Annotated in this window: 1 protein-coding gene; it reads right to left on the bottom strand. The window is 37.2% G+C overall.

The annotated features are described in order from the left end of the window. Positions 1-170 precede the first annotated feature (170 nt). Positions 171-414, bottom strand: a 244-nt coding sequence (locus tag AAEY57_RS19460) for a hypothetical protein (protein ID WP_350608600.1), incomplete at its 5' end; no start/stop codon positions are given.

Here is a 414-nt window from a genome sequence, read left to right as displayed (position 1 = left end):
ATCGAGTACAGGTTTTACATTTTGTAAAAAATCAGCACCAGCACCTGTTGTATGAGGCACCATTCTCTCTTGTGTTTGTTCAGGTCCAAAAAGATCATCGTAGTGAGCATTTCCCAAATATGCACAACCACTTAAAATAATGAGTACTATCGTACTTATTAGTATTTTTCTCATTCGTCGTCCTCATCACCTAAATCAAAGGTGGGCATCATATCCATTTGAGGAGAAACGAATGTATTCTGACCTTCAGTATTCAAAACAATACTTAAAAGAGGCCCATGCGTTAATGTTATCTGCGCATCATGCTCTTGCTCTAATATACTTAAATACAGAGAATCAGTTATAAGCAACTCATAACCGCTAACGGTAATAGCTACACTGCTATCTTCACTTGGATTTTGGCAAATTTGAGCA

Source organism: Pseudoalteromonas sp. MER144-MNA-CIBAN-0113 (assembly GCF_040308965.1).
Classification (GTDB): Bacteria; Pseudomonadota; Gammaproteobacteria; order Enterobacterales; family Alteromonadaceae; genus Pseudoalteromonas; species Pseudoalteromonas tetraodonis.
This window is presented reverse-complemented; position numbering and strand designations above follow the sequence as displayed.